Here is a 15,005-nt window from a genome sequence, read left to right on the forward strand (position 1 = left end):
CAAAGCTATACCGTCCCACTGCTAGACACGGCGTCAACAAGCTGCCATCGTGGCCGCCGGGAACGGCGAACCGACGACCGACCGACGACGCGGTGACGCGAAGGCGAAGACGAAGGGCGGCGGACATGGCGCAGCGCTGGGTCACGGCCTCCGACGGGGTGCGGCTGGCGGTGTACGAGCAGGGGGACCCGGCCGGGACCACGGTGCTGTGCGTGCACGGCTTCCCCGACGACCACGGTGTGTGGGACGGCGTCGCAGGGCGCCTCGCCGCCCGCGGCTTCCACGTCGTGACGTACGACGTGCGCGGCTCGGGCGCCTCGGACGTCCCACGCCGCACCCGCGCCTACCGGTTGCCGCAGCTCGCCGCCGACACCACCGCCGTCGCCGACGCGGTCAGCCCGCGGGCCCCGGTCCACCTGCTGACCCACGACTGGGGGTCGGTGCAGAGCTGGCACACCGTCAGCACCCCGGAGCTCGCCCACCGCTACGCCTCGATCACCTCGATCTCCGGCCCCGACCTGGACCACACCGGCCGCTGGTACCGCGCCCAGCTGCGCCGGCCGACGCCCGCCCGCCTGCTGAAGCTCGCCAAGCAGTCGCTGGCCTCGCAGTACGTCGGCTTCTTCCACCTGACGGGGGTCGCCGAACTCGCCTGCCGCAGCGGCCTCCTGGACGGAGTCGTCACGGCCCTGCGCCGCCTGGAGACCGGCGGGGGCCCCTCCGGCTACGGCCCCGGGCTCGCCGCCCGCAACCGTGCCGGGCTCAAGCTCTACCGCGCCAACGTGCTGCCCCGCATGTTCCGCCCCCGGGTCCGGCACGCCGCGCTCCCCGCGGTCGTGCTGGCCCCGTCCAAGGACGTGTTTGTCCTGCCGCCCTGGCAGACAGAGATCACCGACTGGGCGCCCGGGGCCGAGGTCCACCACGTGGACGGCGGCCACTGGCTGCCGTCCCACCGTCCGGACCTCGTCGCCGAGCACGCCGCCCGCCTGGTCGAACGTGCGGAGAAGGAGAGGACCGCGGCATGACCGCCGAGCCCGAGCACCTCGTCCTCAAGCCCCGCGACGTGCACTGGGACTGGGACGGCCTGCCCGTCCGCTACCTGGACGACGACGCGTTCCTCACCCACTTCGCCAACGTCCTCAACATCCTGCTCCCCGAGGGCGAGGACTGGTTCCTCACCGTCTTCCAGCAGACCGTGCCGATGATCGGGGACGACCGGCTGCGCGAGGACGTCATCGGCTTCATCGGCCAGGAGGCCATGCACTCCCGGGCCCACCAGTCGCTGCTGGGCCACTTCAACGACGCGGGTCTGGACACCGAGGGGTTCGTCGCCCAACTGCGCTGGTTCTTCCAGGAGATGCTCGGCGACCGCGGTCTGACCGGCAGGGCCGCGCACGGCTGGCTCGTCGAGCGGGTCGCGATCATCGCCGCCATCGAGCACGTGACGTCCTTCCTCGGCGACTGGATCCTGAACGCGCACGCGCTGGACGCCCTCGACAAGCACGAGAAGGCCGGGGCCGTCCTCGACCTCTACCGCTGGCACGGGGCGGAGGAGGTCGAGCACCGCGCCGTCGCGTACGACCTGTTCACCCATCTCGACGGCCGCTACCGGCACCGGGTGCGGGCGCACCTGGTCGCCTTCCCCGTGCTGCTCTACTGGTGGGTGCGCGGGCTGCGCTGCCTCATGGCCGAGGACCCGGTGGGCGCCGGGAAGCCGCGCTGGCGCGACTGGTACCGCGGTGCCCGGCGGGGGCTGCTGCCGCCGCCGCGCGCGGTCGTCCGGCTCTTCTTCTCCTACCTGCGGCCCGGCTACCACCCGTCGCAGTACGGGTCCACCACGCAGGCCGTCGCCTACCTCGCGTCCTCGCCCGCCGCGCGCGCGGCGCTCCAGTAGGGGGTCCCCGCACGTGTCCCTGCCCGACCGGAGCACCCTTCCCCCGCCTCCGGCATGGGCGACCCCGCCGCCCCGCCGGGCCGGCGGCTCCCGCCCGGAGCCGCTGCTGGCGCTGCTCGCCCGGATCACCCCGCTGCTGGTGCGCGGCAGCGGGCGGCGGCCGGTGCGCGAACCGGCCGCCGTGGACCGCTCGCTGGCCCTGCGCGTCGCCGAGGTCACCGCGGCGGCCGAGGGCGTCGTGGGGCTGCGGCTGGTGCGGGCGGACGGCGGCACCGCCGCGCTGCCCGCCTGGCACCCCGGTGCCCACCTCGACCTCGACCTGCCGTCCGGGCGGCGCCGCCAGTACAGCCTGTGCGGCGACCCGGCCGAACGGGACGCCTACCGGGTGGCGGTGCGGCTCGTCCCGGACGGGGAGGGCGGGTCCCGCGAGATGCACGCCCTCGCCCCGGGCGCGGTCCTGCGCACCCTCGGCCCGCGCAACGCCTTCCCCCTGGCCCTGACCGGCTCCGGGTCGCTGCTCTTCCTCGCGGGCGGCATCGGGATCACGCCGATCCTGCCGATGGTGCGCGCCGCGGCCGCCGCCGGGGCGGACTGGCGCCTGGTGTACGCGGGGCGCAGTCGGGCGACGCTGCCGTTCCTGGCGGAGCTGGCCGAGTTCGCGGGGCACGAGCCGTGGCGGGTGCGGGTCCGCACCGACGAGGAGGCCGGTGGTCCCCCGACGGGGGCGGAACTGCTGGCGGGCGCGGACGCGGGTACGGCGGTCTACTTCTGCGGTCCGCCCGCGCTGATCCCGGCGTTGCGCCCGGCCCCGGTGCTGCACGTGGAGCGCTTCTCGCCGCCGCCGATCACGGACGGCACCGCCTTCGAGATGCAGCTCGGCCGGGACGGGGAGGTGCTCCCCGTCCCGGCCGACCGCACCGCGCTCTCCGTCCTGACGGGGGCGCGGCCCGCGACGTCGTACTCCTGCCGCCAGGGCTTCTGCGGCACGTGCCGGGTCCGGGTCCTGGCGGGCGCGGACGCGGTCCGCCACGGCGGCAGTGCGACCGCCCGCCGTACGGACGACGCGATGCTCGTCTGCGTCTCGCGGGGAGCCGCCGGCTCCCGTCTCGTCCTGGACGTCTGAACCCGGCCCGGGGCCTACACGGACAGCGGGTCGAGCGGCATCGGGACGGGGTGGCCCTCCATCATCGCGCCCAGCCCGCGCACCGCGCAGACGTCGGGCCGGTCCGCGATCGTGACCGGCATCCCGGTGGCCTGACGGAGCATCATGTCCAGGCCGGGCAGCAGCGCGCTGCCGCCCGCGAGCATGATGCCGCGGTCGGTGAGGTCGGCGACCAGGTCCGGCGGGCACCGCCTGAGCGTCTGGCCGATCCCGTCGACCAGCGTCGCCATGGGCATCCGGATCGCCTGCCGCACCGCCTCGGTGTCGACGCGGACCGTACGGGCGATGCCGCTGGCGACGTCGCGCCCCTGGACCTCGGCGCTGGGCGCGGTGGGGCCGGGCGCCGAGAGGATCTCGTGCAGGGGCCGTACCGACTGGCTGGGCAGCACCAGTTCGTGGGTGTTGCGCAGGTGCTGGACGACGGCGTGGTCGATCGCCTCGCCGCCCACCGCGATGGTCTCCGCCGCGACGATCGCGCCCATCGACATGACCGCGATCTGCGTGGTGCTCGCCCCGGCCAGCATGATCATCGTCGCCTCGGGCTGCTCGACCGGCAGTCCGCATCCGATGGCGGCCGCGATGACGGAGTCGACGAGTTCGACCCGCCGCGAACCGAGGCCGTACATCGTCTCGACGGCGGCCCGCTGGGCCAGCGGTCCGCTGCCGTTGGGGGTGCAGACGGCCGCCCGGAGCATCGGCTTGCGCCGCCAGGCCTTGCGGAGCTGACCGCCCAGCAGGTGACGGAGCATGCGCTGGGCCATCTCGATGTCGACGACCATGCCGGCCTGGATGGGGCGGACCACGCGGATGTGCTCGGGCGTGCGCCCTGTCATCTTCTCGGCGAGCGAGCCGACCGCGATGAGGGCACCGCTGTGCGCGTTGACGGCGGCCACGCTGGGCTCGTCCACGACGAGTCCCTGGTGCTTGAGGTAGACACGGGTGCGCGACGCCCCGAGGTCGACGGCAACGGAGCAACGACGCAGATGCGCCAGACTGACGGTCACGGCAGATCCTCCCCGAGGGGCCGGTTCCCGGGCCCGCCCCTGCGGCGGCCCGTCTGATCATCGTGCGGGCGCAAGTCGAGATGTGCCTGTTGTGGTACTCCGAGCGGTTGATCCGCCTATCGCATGATCCGTGCCGCGAGGACCGCGATGTCGTCGTCGGCCGGCTCCACGACCAGCAGGGACAGCACCCGGTCGACGAGTCCGCCCAGATCACCGTCGGAGTGCAGGCGCAACCCGGCGAGGCGGTCGAGCGAGGCGTCGATGTCCTCCCCGCGCCGCTCCACCAGACCGTCCGTGTACAGCAGCAGGACGTCACCGGCCCGGCAGGGGGCCGCGACGGGCTCGTAGCCTCCGTGGCCGGTGCCCAGCGGCGGCCCGACCGGCACGTCGACGATGTCGACCGTGCCGTCCGGCCGGATGACGGCGGGCGGCAGGTGACCGGCGCTGGAGAAGGTGCACGTGTTGCGCACCGGGTCGACGAGGGCCAGCAGGCAGCTCGCCGGACGGCCCGACTCGGTCTCCGAGATGAGGGTGTCCAGCCGGCGCAGGATGCGGTGCGGCGGCAGGTCGGCCGCCGCCACGAAGCGCAGCATCGAGCGGTACTGGCTCATGTCGACCGAGGCCTCCACCCCGTGCCCCATGACGTCGCCCATGGCCAGCAGGGTGCGCCCGTAGGACAGCCGTACGGCGTCGTACCAGTCGCCGCCCACCAGCGCGGTGCTGCCGGCCGGCTGGTAGCGGAACGCGGCCTCCACCGAGGGGTGCGGGGAGCCCGGCTCCGACATCAGGGCACGCTGCAACTCCAGGGCGATGCCGTGCTCGTGGGTGTAGCGGCGGGCGTTGTCGAGGTAGATCGCGGCCCGCCGGACGATGTCCTGGACGGTCTCGGTGTCCCGCTCGGTGAACCCCGGGGACTCGCCGCAGCGGACCAGGGTCACCGTGCCGATGGGTTCGCCGCGCGCCGCGAGCGGCACGACGAGCGCCGAGTGGATGCCCACCGAGCGGAAGGCGGCCATCCGCTCGCGGGCCGACCCGCCGTGGCCCAGGGCGTCGTCCTCGAAGAGGCTCTGCACCACCGGGCTGCCCGACTGCAGGCAGCGCGGGATGGTCGTGCCCGACGGGTACTCCACGTACTCCCCGGGCTCGCCGAAGATCTTGACCTGCTCGCGCAGGTTCGGCAGCGCGGCCATCGCCGCCCGGCGCAGCCGCAGCACACCGCGGTTGTAGGGGGTGGAGCGCTCGGTGGGGAAGACCTCGACGGTGGCGATGTCGGCGAGCAGCGGCACGAGGAACCCGGCGAGCTCGGCGCAGGTCTCGTCCATCTCCAGGGTGGTGCCGATGAAGGTGGCGGCGCGGTCCAGGATCGCCAGCCGCTCCCGGGCCCGTTCCAGCTCCTGCTGGTGCTGGCGCGACGCGCTGACCTCCAGCATGATCCCGACGAGGCCGAGCACCGTGCCGTCCGCCGCGTCCAGCCGGTGGTACGCGCCCTGCCAGTAGCGCCGGCCCGTCCCGGACTCGGCGTGCGTGCGGCCGCTGGAGGGCACCTCGCGCGACTTGCCGTCGGACAGGACCTGGCGCAGCGCCTCCTCGCCCGCGTCGTCCAGGTCCGGCAGCACCTCGGTGATCCGGCGACCGAGGTGCTGCTCGGCGGGCAGGCCGTTCATCCGGGCGAGGGCGGGGTTGACGTAGACGTAGCGCAGTTGCGGGTCGTAGATGCCCACGCCCGCGGGGGTGCCGTCCAGCACCTGCCGCAGGACCCCGTCGTCCGGCGGTGACCAGCCGCCGGGCTCACCGTCACCGCTCACCCGGTCACCCTCCTGTCCGCCGAGTGCGCCCGTTCCCATGATCGGGCGGTCCCCCGCCGGGCGCACGCCCGGATGCGGTCACCCCGCCGGGTGGCCGCCGGGCGGCGGGGCGTGTCGTCCGGGCCCCGCGGTGACCGGCCCGAAAGGATCGGGCGATGCGATGGAGGACGGCGGCCGTGGCCCTCTGCCTGCTGCTGACCGCCTCGCCGGCGGTGGCCGGCGAGCACCCCGGGCCGCGCCCGGGCCCCCCGGCCCGGGTGGAGCGGCTGTACGCGCAGGCGGCCCGTGCGGTGCAGGAGTACGAGGACGCGGAGCGGGCGGTCCGCCGCAAGCGGGCCGACCTGCGCCTGCTGCACCGGGCCGCGGCGGTGGAACGGCGGCGGCTGGACGTGCTGCGGGACCGGATCGGGGCGATGGCGCGCAGCGAGTACCGCAACGGGGGGCTGGGACCCTCGGCGCGGCTGCTGCTGTCCGGGCGGCCCGACCGGCTGCTGGAGGGCGCGACGCTGGCCCGGCAGGGCGACCACGCGCAGGCGGCGCTGCTGGCCGAGCGGATGCTGGCCGAGCGCCGGCTGGCGGCGGACACCGAGGCCGTCCACCGGACGCTGGCGGTGCTGGCCCGCGAGGCCCGTCGCAAGGACGCGCTCCGCCGGCGCATCGAGGCGCGGCTGCTGCGCGCGCGGGCCGGGCTGTCCGCCCGGGACCTGGCGCTCATGGCCCACGAGGGACTCTCGGCGGACTGCCCGCGCGACCTCCCCCGGACCCCGCCCCGGTCGTCCGCCGCCGCCCACCGGGCGGGCGCCCCGCACTGGGTGCGGCCGGTGGCGCACTACACGCTCACCGCCGGCTACGACGCCTCCGGGGCGCACTGGGCGCACCGCCACACCGGCCAGGACTTCGCGGTGCCGCCGGGCACCCCGGTCCGCGCGGTGGGCGACGGCACGGTGGTGGTGGCCGCGTGCGGTGACGGCTTCGGCAACCAGGTCGTGGTCCGGCACGACGACGGCTACTGCACGCACTACGCCCATCTGTCCGTGCTGGAGGTCGTCCCCGGGCAGCGGGTCCGCGCCGGCGAGCGGATCGGCCTGTCCGGCAACTCCGGCAACTCCACTGGTCCGCACCTGCACTTCGAGGTCCGTGTCACGCCGCAGATGGGTTCGTCGGTCGCCCCGCTGCCCTGGCTGGCCCGGCACGGCGTGCGGATCGGCGGCTGACGGCCGCCGACCGGCACGGGAGCCCCACCCCCACAACTTCCCCACAGGTTCGCTATTGTTCGGCCTCCGGCGCTGACCGTTTCGGCGCCGCTTTCTGACCTGTGGGGGGTCCTGCATGCGCATTCCGCGCGCACATCGGGCTGCCGTCCTCCGAAGTGCATCCGTTCTCCTTCTCACCACCGGCCTCGCGGCAGGACCGCTGACCGCCTGGCCCGCCTTCGCCGACGACGTGACGGTCAGCGGTCTGACCACCGGCGACGACGGCACCCTGGCCGTGGGCCTGGCCGACGGCCAGGCGCTGTGGGTCAAGGTGAGCGTCCGGGCCTCCGCGGCGCCGGACGCGGCGGTCCTCGCCTCGACGGAAGAGGTGTCGTACTCCTGGGAGCGCGGCTGGACCACCGATGACCCGATCCGCCTGCCGGAGGGCACCGTCTACGGCGACTATCCGGTGGACGTCGACTACCGCCTGCCCGGCGGCACCGTCCAGCACTGGAGCGGCGCCGGGCACGGTGCGGCCGGTAACTTCGGCTACCGGCTGCACACCGGGGTGGCCGGAGCCCGCTTCGACCGCGAGTACACCGACTACGACCACCGCGAAGCGACGCTCGGCGGCACGGTCACCACCTTCGACCCCGCGACGGGCACGACCGGCCCGGCCCGGGCCGGCACCCAGGTGAAGATCGCCTGGGACTCCTACGGCGACGGCGACTGGACCGCCGCGTCGCAGACGGTCGTCACCGACGGGTCCGGCGCCTTCGCGCTGACCGTCACCCCCGGTGGCACGTTCCAGAACGGCACCGCCACGGTCGTCGCCGCCGGGGCGGACACCGACCCGGCCGCCGCCGAGGACCTGCCGGACCTGGACGTCTCCAGGACGCGGTACCGCGTCACCGCTCAGGCCGACAAGGAGCGGGTCTACGCGGGCAAGACCTTCAAGGTCGGCGGGACCGTGCAGCGCTTCACGCCCAACGGCTGGGTGCCCTTCGAGGGCGCGCCGGTCGTGACCACCATGCGTGAGCCCGACACCTGGCACCACACGGTCACCGGCATCATGGGCGAGGGCGTCAGCGGCGCCGGCGGGTCGTTCTCCTACGACGCCACGGCCGCGTACTCCACCAGCCACTTCACCTACGTGCGGCCCTCCGAGTACCTGACGGACGCCGATCCCTACCGGGACGACGTCACCGTGCCGAGGACGGGCCAACTCACCAACGTCAGCGTCAGCCTGGACGCCTACCGGTGGCTCACCGTCAAGGGACGGCTCAAGCCGGACTGGACCTGCGCGGACCAGACGGTCTCGCTGCAGTACTCGAAGAACGGCCGGGACGGCTGGAAGAACCTCGCCTCCGCGAAGGCGGAGGGCGGGACCGCGGGGTACTGCCCGTTCACCATCGAGGCCCGCGGCCTTCCCACCGGGTACTACCGGGCGGCGCACGCCGAGAGCTACACCCTGCTCCCCGTCAGTTCGGCGGCCGTGAAGCGCAGTCGCGTCGAGACACGCGTCACGTCGTTCGACATGACGCCCAACCGGCCCTACCGGAACGCTCCGCTGACCGCCAAGGGCAGGTTGCAGTACAAGTCGGGCAGCACCTGGAAGAACTACAAGGGCGGGAAGATCGTCGTCGTCTTCCGGCCCAAGGGCGAGAGCACCTGGTACTGGACGGTGAAGGGCACGACCGACTCCTCGGGCCGGTTCAGCCTGAAGAGCAAGGCGTACGGCGACGGTACGTGGGGTGTCTACCTCGCGGCCGACTCGAAGCACTTCTCCAGCGAGTCGAAGACGGAGTACGTCGATGTCCGTTAAGCGCGGTGCCCTCGTCCTGGCCGCCGCCACCGCGGTGGTCTCCACCCTGCTGACCGCCGCGCCCGCCCTGGCCGACGACGCGGGACCGGTCGGCATCGGTGCCGCCCGCACCTCGGGCAACCGGGGGATCTTCACCGTCAACGCGTGGACGGACGCCTCGGGCGCCGCCGTGACCTCGGTCTCCGCCCGGGTGCGGGACGGCGGCGCGGTGGTCGCCGAAGTGCCGGCCCTGACCAGGAGCGGTTCGACCTGGGCGGTGCCCGCCGACGCCGCGCTGAAGCTGGCCGAGGACGGCGGGACGATGCCCCGCCTCGGCAGCTACGCCATCGACGTGACCGCCACCGACGACCAGGGCCACACCACGACCCGCACCGGGGCGGGAACCCTGGACTTCACCCTGACGCCCGCCCTGGTCGACGCGGACGGCGTGGAGAGGCTGGAGTTCACCCGCCTGCCCACCTACGACCGGCCGAGTCTGGGGGTCACCGACCGCCTGGTCGGCATCGAGCCCGGCACCGGGGAGCGCGTACCGCTCGAGGGCCGTACGGTCGAGGTCACCCGGTCCTACGACGGTGGCAGGCCGCAGCAGGACACCGTCTTCACCGCGGTCACCGGTGCCGACGGCCGGTTTGTCACCGATGACCTCGACATGCTGAACTGGGCCGACTTCACGGCCCGGTTCACCGAAGACGGCGACGGGGTCCACGGGACGGCCACCGCGTCGGGCCGCCCGTCGGTCTCCCCCACGAAGGTGTCGGTGACGGCGACGGCGGACCGCACCCGCGTGCTCCCCGGCGAGAAGGTCACCGTCACCGGCACCGTGCGCGACGGCGAGGCTCCCGAGGACGCCGGACTCGGTGGCATCGCGCTGGCCGTCCGCATGGGCTACTACGGCCACGACACGACGGCGCTCACCGTCACGACCGACGCGACCGGGCACTTCACGGCGGTCCTGTCGCCACCGGCAGGTGTCGGCGTCGACGGCTGGTCCGTCGTTCCCGCGGACCTCTACCTGTCGACCACCCCGGCCTCGGGCACCCTCGTGGTGCCCGAGGAGTCCGTGCTCCGCAAGGTGAAGTCCTCGATCGCGGCCGACGGACGGGTCCAGGTCACCGGCTACCTGCAGCGTGCCTACAGCGACGAGTCCACCGACGGCGAGGCCGTGCGTCTGGAGTACTCGGCCGACGGCCTGACCGGCTGGAAGAGCCTGGCCACCGCGAAGACCGGCTACTACGGCGACTTCACGCTGTCCGCGTGGGGCTACGTCGACGGCCACTACCGGGTCCGCCACCTCGCCGGCGACAGGCTGGCGGAGAGCATGACCAAGCCGGTCCGGCTGACCCGCACCAACACCCGGATGTACTCGATCAAGGCGTCCGCGACGAAGGTGAAGAAGGGCGCCACCGTCACCTTCACCGGCACGTTGAAGGAGTACGTCTCCGGTTCCTGGCGGCCGTACAAGGGCCGGCACGTCGAGCTGTTCTTCCAGAAGAAGGGCTCGACGAAGTGGACGTACGTCGCGTCGGGCACCACGAGCTCGACGGGCAAGGCCACCGTGAAGGGCAAGCCGTCCTCCGACGGCAAGTGGCTGATCCAGTACTTCGGTGACTCCAAGCACTTCGACAGCGACGGCACCGCCGTGTACGTCGACGTGCGCTGACACGCGGCACCACCCGCACGAGGGCGGGGGCCGGCCGGGCGACCGGTCAGCCCCCGCCCTCGCCCTTGCCCGCCTCGGAGCGCAGGGACCGCAGCAGCCGGTGCGCCGCGCGGCGGTCCTCGTCGGAGGCGTCCGTGACGTCCAGGAAGATCTGGTCCAGTTCGGGGAACTCCCCGGCCAGGGTGCGCTTGATGCGGACCGCGGCCTCCTCCACGGTCTCGCTGTCGATGCCCTCGGTCAGGTCCACCCGGGCGGCCAGCAGCACCGAGTCGACCCCGAGGCGCATCGTCAGCAGCGCGGTGACCGTGTCGATCTCCGGCTGCAGGGTCAGCAGTTCGTGCGCCCGCTGCCGCAGCCGGGGGTCGGCGGCCTCGCCGATGAGGGTGTCCCGGCAGTCCTTGCCGAGCCGGTAGGCGACGTACATCAGCAGGGCGGCGATCGCCAGGGACGCGTACGCCTCCCAGGTGCGGTCGCCGGTGGTCCAGTGCAGCACCACGCCGGCGAGCGCCAGCAGCACGCCGAGCACCGCGGCGCTGTCCTCGCCGAGCACGGTGCGCAGGGTGGGGTCGTCGCCCTCGCGCAGTTCGGTGCGGAAGGGGCGGCCGTGCTCGCGGGCCCCGCCGCGCACCTGCAGCAGCGCCCTGAGCAGTGAGGATCCCTCGGCGAGCAGGGAGACGACCAGGACGGCCACGGCGATCAGGAAGGCCCGCGTGGTGTGCGGCTCGCGCTCGTGGAACGCGGACACGCCCTGGTAGAAGGAGAAGCAGCCGCCCATCACGAAGATCCCCACGGCGGCGAGCAGCGACCAGAACCAGCGCTCCTTTCCGTAGCCGAAGGGGTGCCGCGCGTCGGGCCTGCGCCGGCTGCGGCGCAGCGCGGCCAGCAGGAAGACCTCGTTGAGGGTGTCGGCCACCGAGTGCGCGGCCTCCGACAGCAGCGCAGGCGAGGTGGTGAGCAGCCCGCCGACCGCCTTAGCCACGGCGATCACCAGGTTCGCGGCGAGGGCGATGAAGACGGTGCCCTTGGTCTGTTCGTCCTTCCCCATGGGGAGCGTGTGCCCCGCCACGCGGCGCTCAGTGGTGGAAGGCGGTGGGTGCCTCGCCGGGCGGGTGGAGCGGGCGCTCCTGTTCGCGCAGTTGGGGGAGGTAGCGCTTGAGGTCGGCGAGGAAGAGGTCGGCGAGGTCCTCGGAGAAGCCGTTGCGGACCACGATGCGCAGCACCGCCAGGTCCTCGCGGTCGGCCGGATAGGTGTAGGCGGGCACCAGCCAGCCGCGCTCGCGCATCCGCCGGGAGACGTCGAAGACGTCGTAGGCGGTGACGTGGTCGGCGGTGGTGAAGGCGAAGACCGGCAACTGGTCGCCTCGGGTGATCAGCCGGAAGTCCCCGCACTCCTCGATCCGCGAGGCGAGGTAGACGGCCACGTCGCGGGCGGTCTGCTGGACGGTGCGGAAGCCGTCCCGGCCCAGGCGCAGGAAGGTGTAGTACTGGGCGACCACCTGCGCGCCCGGCCGGGAGAAGTTCAGGGCGAAGGTCGGCATGTCGCCGCCGAGGTAGTTGACCCGGAAGACCAGTTCCTCGGGGAGGGCGTCGGTGTCCCGCCACAGGGCCCAGCCGACGCCGGGGTAGACCAGCCCGTACTTGTGGCCGGAGGTGTTGATCGAGGCCACCCGGGGCAACCGGAAGTCCCAGACAAGGTCCTCGTCGAGGAAGGGCGCGATCATGCCCCCGGAGGCGCCGTCGACGTGGACGGGGACGTCCAGCCCGGTCCGCTCCTGGAAGGCGTCGAGCGCGGCGCAGATCTCGGCCACGGGCTCGTAGGAGCCGTCGAAGGTCGAGCCGAGGACGGCCACCACCCCGATGGTGTTCTCGTCGCACATCGCGACGGCGGCGTCCGCGTCCAGGTGCAGCCGGTCGCCCTCCATCGGCATCAGGCGCGGCTCGACCTCCCAGAAGTTGCAGAACTTCTCCCAGCAGACCTGCACGTTGGCGCCCATGACCAGGTTCGGGCGGCCGGCGCCCGGGTGGCGGTCGCCGCCGCGCCTGGTCAGGCGGCGTGCGAGGGACGCGCGGGCGCCGTCGCCGGTACGCCTCATCCAGCGGCGCTTGAGGGCCATCCCGGCGAGCATGCAGGCCTCGGAGGAGCCGGTGGTGGAGCAGCCGACGGCGCTCTCCGGATCGGGCGCGTGCCACAGGTCGGCGAGCATCGACACGCAGCGCCGCTCCAGTTCGGCGGTGCGTGGGTACTCGTCCTTGTCGATCATGTTCTTGTCGAGGCACTCGCCCATCAGCACCCCGGCCTCGGGCTCCATCCACGTCGTGACGAAGGTGGCGAGGTTGAGCCGGGCGTTGCCGTCGAGCATCAGCTCGTCGTGCACGAGCTGGTACGCCGTGGCCGGCACCATCGGGCCGTCCGGCAGCCGGTGCTTCGGTGGCGCCGAGCGCATCCCGGCGACCGGGTCGGCCCCGGCGTAGAAGGGGTTCACGGCGAGCTTCGGCAGGCCCTCGGCACCTCTGTGCAGCGACATACCGTCACGATACGTGTGAAAACGGTCACCGGCAGGTCGGTGGCGACCGGCGACCGGTCCCGGCCGGGGGGCCGCTCAGCCCGCCGAGGACATCGACAGCTTCGCCGCGAAGCCCAGGAAGAGCGCCGCGGCGCCCGAGGTCAGTCCCGCCGCCAGGCGCCTGCGACGGCGGAACTGGGCGGCCAGGTAGGTGCCGCCGAAGATCAGCAGCGTCAGGTAGCAGAAGCTGAAGACCTGCGCGATGGCGCCCAGCGCGAGGAAGGACAGCACGGGGTGGGCGTAGCCGGGGTCCACGAACTGCACGAAGAAGGAGATGAAGAACAGGATCGCCTTGGGGTTGAGCAGGCTGATCACCAGCGCCCGCCGGAACGGCCGCTCGGCTTCCGCCACCTCCTCGGCCGCGGTGGCCGGAGCCACCGGCTCGGTGCCCCGGGAGCGCCACATGCCCCAGGCGGCCCGCGCCATGCCGACGGCGATCCACGCCAGGTAGCCGGCGCCCGCGTACTTCACGATGCCGAACAGCACGGCGTTGGCCTGGAGCAGCCCGGCCACGCCCGCCGCCGACGCGGTCATCAGCACGGTGTCGCCGAGGAAGACGCCCAGTGCCGCGCGGTACGCCGTCCGGACGCCGCGGCGCGCCGCGACGGACAGGGTGTACAGCGAGTTCGGCCCCGGCAGCAGCACGATCAGTACGGTGCCCAGCACGTACGTCGACAGGTCGGTGATTCCCAGCATGCGCACCAATATGGCACTTGCACCTCACGTGGCGTGAGGCCGGAGGGTGTGGTCATGAACACGAGCACGGGCTACCCGGTCGGGCAGGTGGCGGGTTTCGCCGGCGTGACCGTCCGCACGCTGCACCACTACGACGAGATCGGACTGCTCTCGCCCAGCGCCCGCAGCCACGCGGGCCACCGGCGCTACAGCGACGCCGACCTCGACCGGCTGCAGCAGATCCTCTTCTACCGGGAGCTCGGCTTCCCCCTGGACCAGGTGGCGGTCCTCCTCGACGACCCTGCCGCGGACCCGCGGGAGCACCTGCGGCGCCAGCACGAGCTGCTGACCGCGCGGATCGGGAAGCTGACGGAGATGGCCGACGCCGTCCAACGAGCCATGGAGGCACGCACGATGGGCATCAACCTCACGCCCGAGGAGAAGTTCGAGGTCTTCGGGGACTACGACCCCGACCGGCACGCCGAGGAGACCCGGGAGCGCTGGGGCGACACCGAGGCGTACGAGCAGTCGCAGCGCCGCGCCGCCTCCTACACCAAGGAGGACTGGCTGCGGATCAAGGCCGAACAGGAGGACTGGGGCGCCCGGCTGGTCGCGCTGCGCGGGTCCGGCGCCCCGGCGGACGGCGAGGCGGCGATGGACCTGGCCGAGGAGCACCGGCAGTTCATCGTGGACCACTACTACGACTGCACGTACGAGATCCACACCGGTCTCGCCGAGATGTACCTGGTGGACCCGCGCTTCAACGCCTTCTACGAGGCGATCGCGCCGGGCACTGCGCAGTACGTCCACGACGCGATCATGGCCAACGCTAGGCGTGCCGCGGCGTGATCACCGCCGCGGTGCCATAGGCGCACACCTCGGTGCCGGCCTCCGCGGCCTCGCTGACGTCGAAGCGCATCATCAGCACCGCGTTGGCGCCGCGCGACTGCGCCTGTTCCACCAGCCGCTCCATCGCCTCGGTGCGGGTCTGGGCCAGGGTCCTGGTGAGTCCCTTCAGCTCGCCGCCGATCAGGGACTTCAGGCCCGCGCCGATCTGGCTGCCCAGGTGGCGGGAGCGCACGGTGAGGCCGAACACCTCACCGATCACCCGTTCCACCCGGTAGCCCGGCACGTCGTTCGTGGTGACCACCAGGACGGCGGACCGGGGCGACTGTCCGCCGCCGTACTCGTCGATACCCATACGGGCATCGTCGCCCCTGTGC

General features: G+C 73.2%; 13 protein-coding genes. 7 read left to right on the forward strand and 6 right to left on the reverse strand.

Features of this window, described 5'->3' with window-relative positions; translation table 11 throughout:
- Nucleotides 1–125: 125 nt before the first annotated feature.
- Genes ACFYYN_RS02295 through ACFYYN_RS02305 form a run of 3 tightly spaced genes read left to right on the forward strand, consistent with a single transcriptional unit; the run spans nt 126 to nt 3,017 of the window.
- Complete coding sequence (locus ACFYYN_RS02295) at nt 126–1,025, forward strand: alpha/beta fold hydrolase (protein WP_500544371.1); 900 nt, start codon at nt 126–128, stop codon at nt 1,023–1,025.
- Nucleotides 1,022–1,894, forward strand: coding sequence for a metal-dependent hydrolase (locus ACFYYN_RS02300; protein WP_500544372.1), 873 nt, complete (start codon nt 1,022–1,024; stop codon nt 1,892–1,894). The genes ACFYYN_RS02295 and ACFYYN_RS02300 overlap by 4 nt, the downstream gene beginning before the upstream one ends.
- A 13-nt stretch (nt 1,895–1,907) precedes the next feature.
- Nucleotides 1,908–3,017 carry a PDR/VanB family oxidoreductase gene (locus ACFYYN_RS02305; protein WP_500544373.1) on the forward strand — a complete coding sequence of 370 codons (1,110 nt, stop codon included), beginning with the start codon at nt 1,908–1,910 and terminating at the stop codon, nt 3,015–3,017.
- Nucleotides 3,018–3,031: 14 nt separating this feature from the next.
- On the opposite strand, the gene ACFYYN_RS02310 is transcribed toward ACFYYN_RS02305, so the two are convergent.
- Both ACFYYN_RS02310 and ACFYYN_RS02315 read right to left on the reverse strand, forming a co-directional pair.
- The gene (locus ACFYYN_RS02310; RefSeq protein WP_499512538.1) at nt 3,032–4,060 is read right to left on the reverse strand and encodes a rod shape-determining protein; all 1,029 of its coding nucleotides are present in this window, start codon (nt 4,058–4,060) and stop codon (nt 3,032–3,034) included.
- A 116-nt stretch (nt 4,061–4,176) separates the two neighbouring features.
- A complete protein-coding gene (locus tag ACFYYN_RS02315) occupies nt 4,177–5,865 on the reverse strand; it encodes a SpoIIE family protein phosphatase (RefSeq protein ID WP_500544374.1) in 1,689 nt (562 codons plus the stop codon).
- Between the two features lie 155 nt (nt 5,866–6,020).
- Between ACFYYN_RS02315 and ACFYYN_RS02320 the strand changes: the two genes are divergently transcribed.
- From ACFYYN_RS02320 to ACFYYN_RS02330, 3 genes are all read left to right on the forward strand, one after another.
- Nucleotides 6,021–7,079, forward strand: coding sequence for a M23 family metallopeptidase (locus ACFYYN_RS02320; RefSeq protein WP_500544375.1), 1,059 nt, complete (start codon nt 6,021–6,023; stop codon nt 7,077–7,079).
- Nucleotides 7,080–7,194: 115 nt separating this feature from the next.
- On the forward strand, nt 7,195–8,883 hold the full coding sequence (locus ACFYYN_RS02325; RefSeq protein ID WP_500544376.1) for a hypothetical protein: 1,689 nt from the start codon (nt 7,195–7,197) through the stop codon (nt 8,881–8,883).
- Nucleotides 8,873–10,543, forward strand: a complete 1,671-nt coding sequence (locus tag ACFYYN_RS02330; RefSeq protein ID WP_500544377.1) for a hypothetical protein — start codon at nt 8,873–8,875, stop codon at nt 10,541–10,543. Before ACFYYN_RS02325 ends, ACFYYN_RS02330 begins: the two co-directional genes overlap by 11 nt.
- Before the next feature lie 46 nt (nt 10,544–10,589).
- On the opposite strand, the gene ACFYYN_RS02335 is transcribed toward ACFYYN_RS02330, so the two are convergent.
- The 3 genes from ACFYYN_RS02335 to leuE all read right to left on the reverse strand — a co-directional run bounded on the left by ACFYYN_RS02335 (nt 10,590) and on the right by leuE (nt 13,803).
- On the reverse strand, nt 10,590–11,588 hold the full coding sequence (locus tag ACFYYN_RS02335; RefSeq protein ID WP_500544378.1) for a cation diffusion facilitator family transporter: 999 nt from the start codon (nt 11,586–11,588) through the stop codon (nt 10,590–10,592).
- Between the two features lie 28 nt (nt 11,589–11,616).
- Nucleotides 11,617–13,068 carry a glutamate decarboxylase gene (gene gad, locus ACFYYN_RS02340; RefSeq protein ID WP_500544379.1) on the reverse strand — a complete coding sequence of 484 codons (1,452 nt, stop codon included), beginning with the start codon at nt 13,066–13,068 and terminating at the stop codon, nt 11,617–11,619.
- Between the two features lie 75 nt (nt 13,069–13,143).
- Entirely contained in the window at nt 13,144–13,803 is a 660-nt protein-coding gene (gene leuE, locus ACFYYN_RS02345; RefSeq protein WP_500544380.1) for a leucine efflux protein LeuE, read from the reverse strand.
- 54 nt (nt 13,804–13,857) lie between these two features.
- Between leuE and ACFYYN_RS02350 the strand changes: the two genes are divergently transcribed.
- Nucleotides 13,858–14,631, forward strand: a complete 774-nt coding sequence (locus tag ACFYYN_RS02350; protein WP_500544381.1) for a MerR family transcriptional regulator — start codon at nt 13,858–13,860, stop codon at nt 14,629–14,631.
- Here ACFYYN_RS02350 and ACFYYN_RS02355 read toward each other — a convergent pair.
- Nucleotides 14,612–14,983 carry a YbjQ family protein gene (locus ACFYYN_RS02355; RefSeq protein WP_500544382.1) on the reverse strand — a complete coding sequence of 124 codons (372 nt, stop codon included), beginning with the start codon at nt 14,981–14,983 and terminating at the stop codon, nt 14,612–14,614. The genes ACFYYN_RS02350 and ACFYYN_RS02355 overlap by 20 nt on opposite strands.
- Between the last annotated feature and the right edge of the window lie 22 nt (nt 14,984–15,005).

Source organism: Streptomyces sp. NPDC001902 (assembly GCF_042891295.1).
Taxonomy (GTDB): Bacteria; Actinomycetota; Actinomycetes; order Streptomycetales; family Streptomycetaceae; genus Actinacidiphila.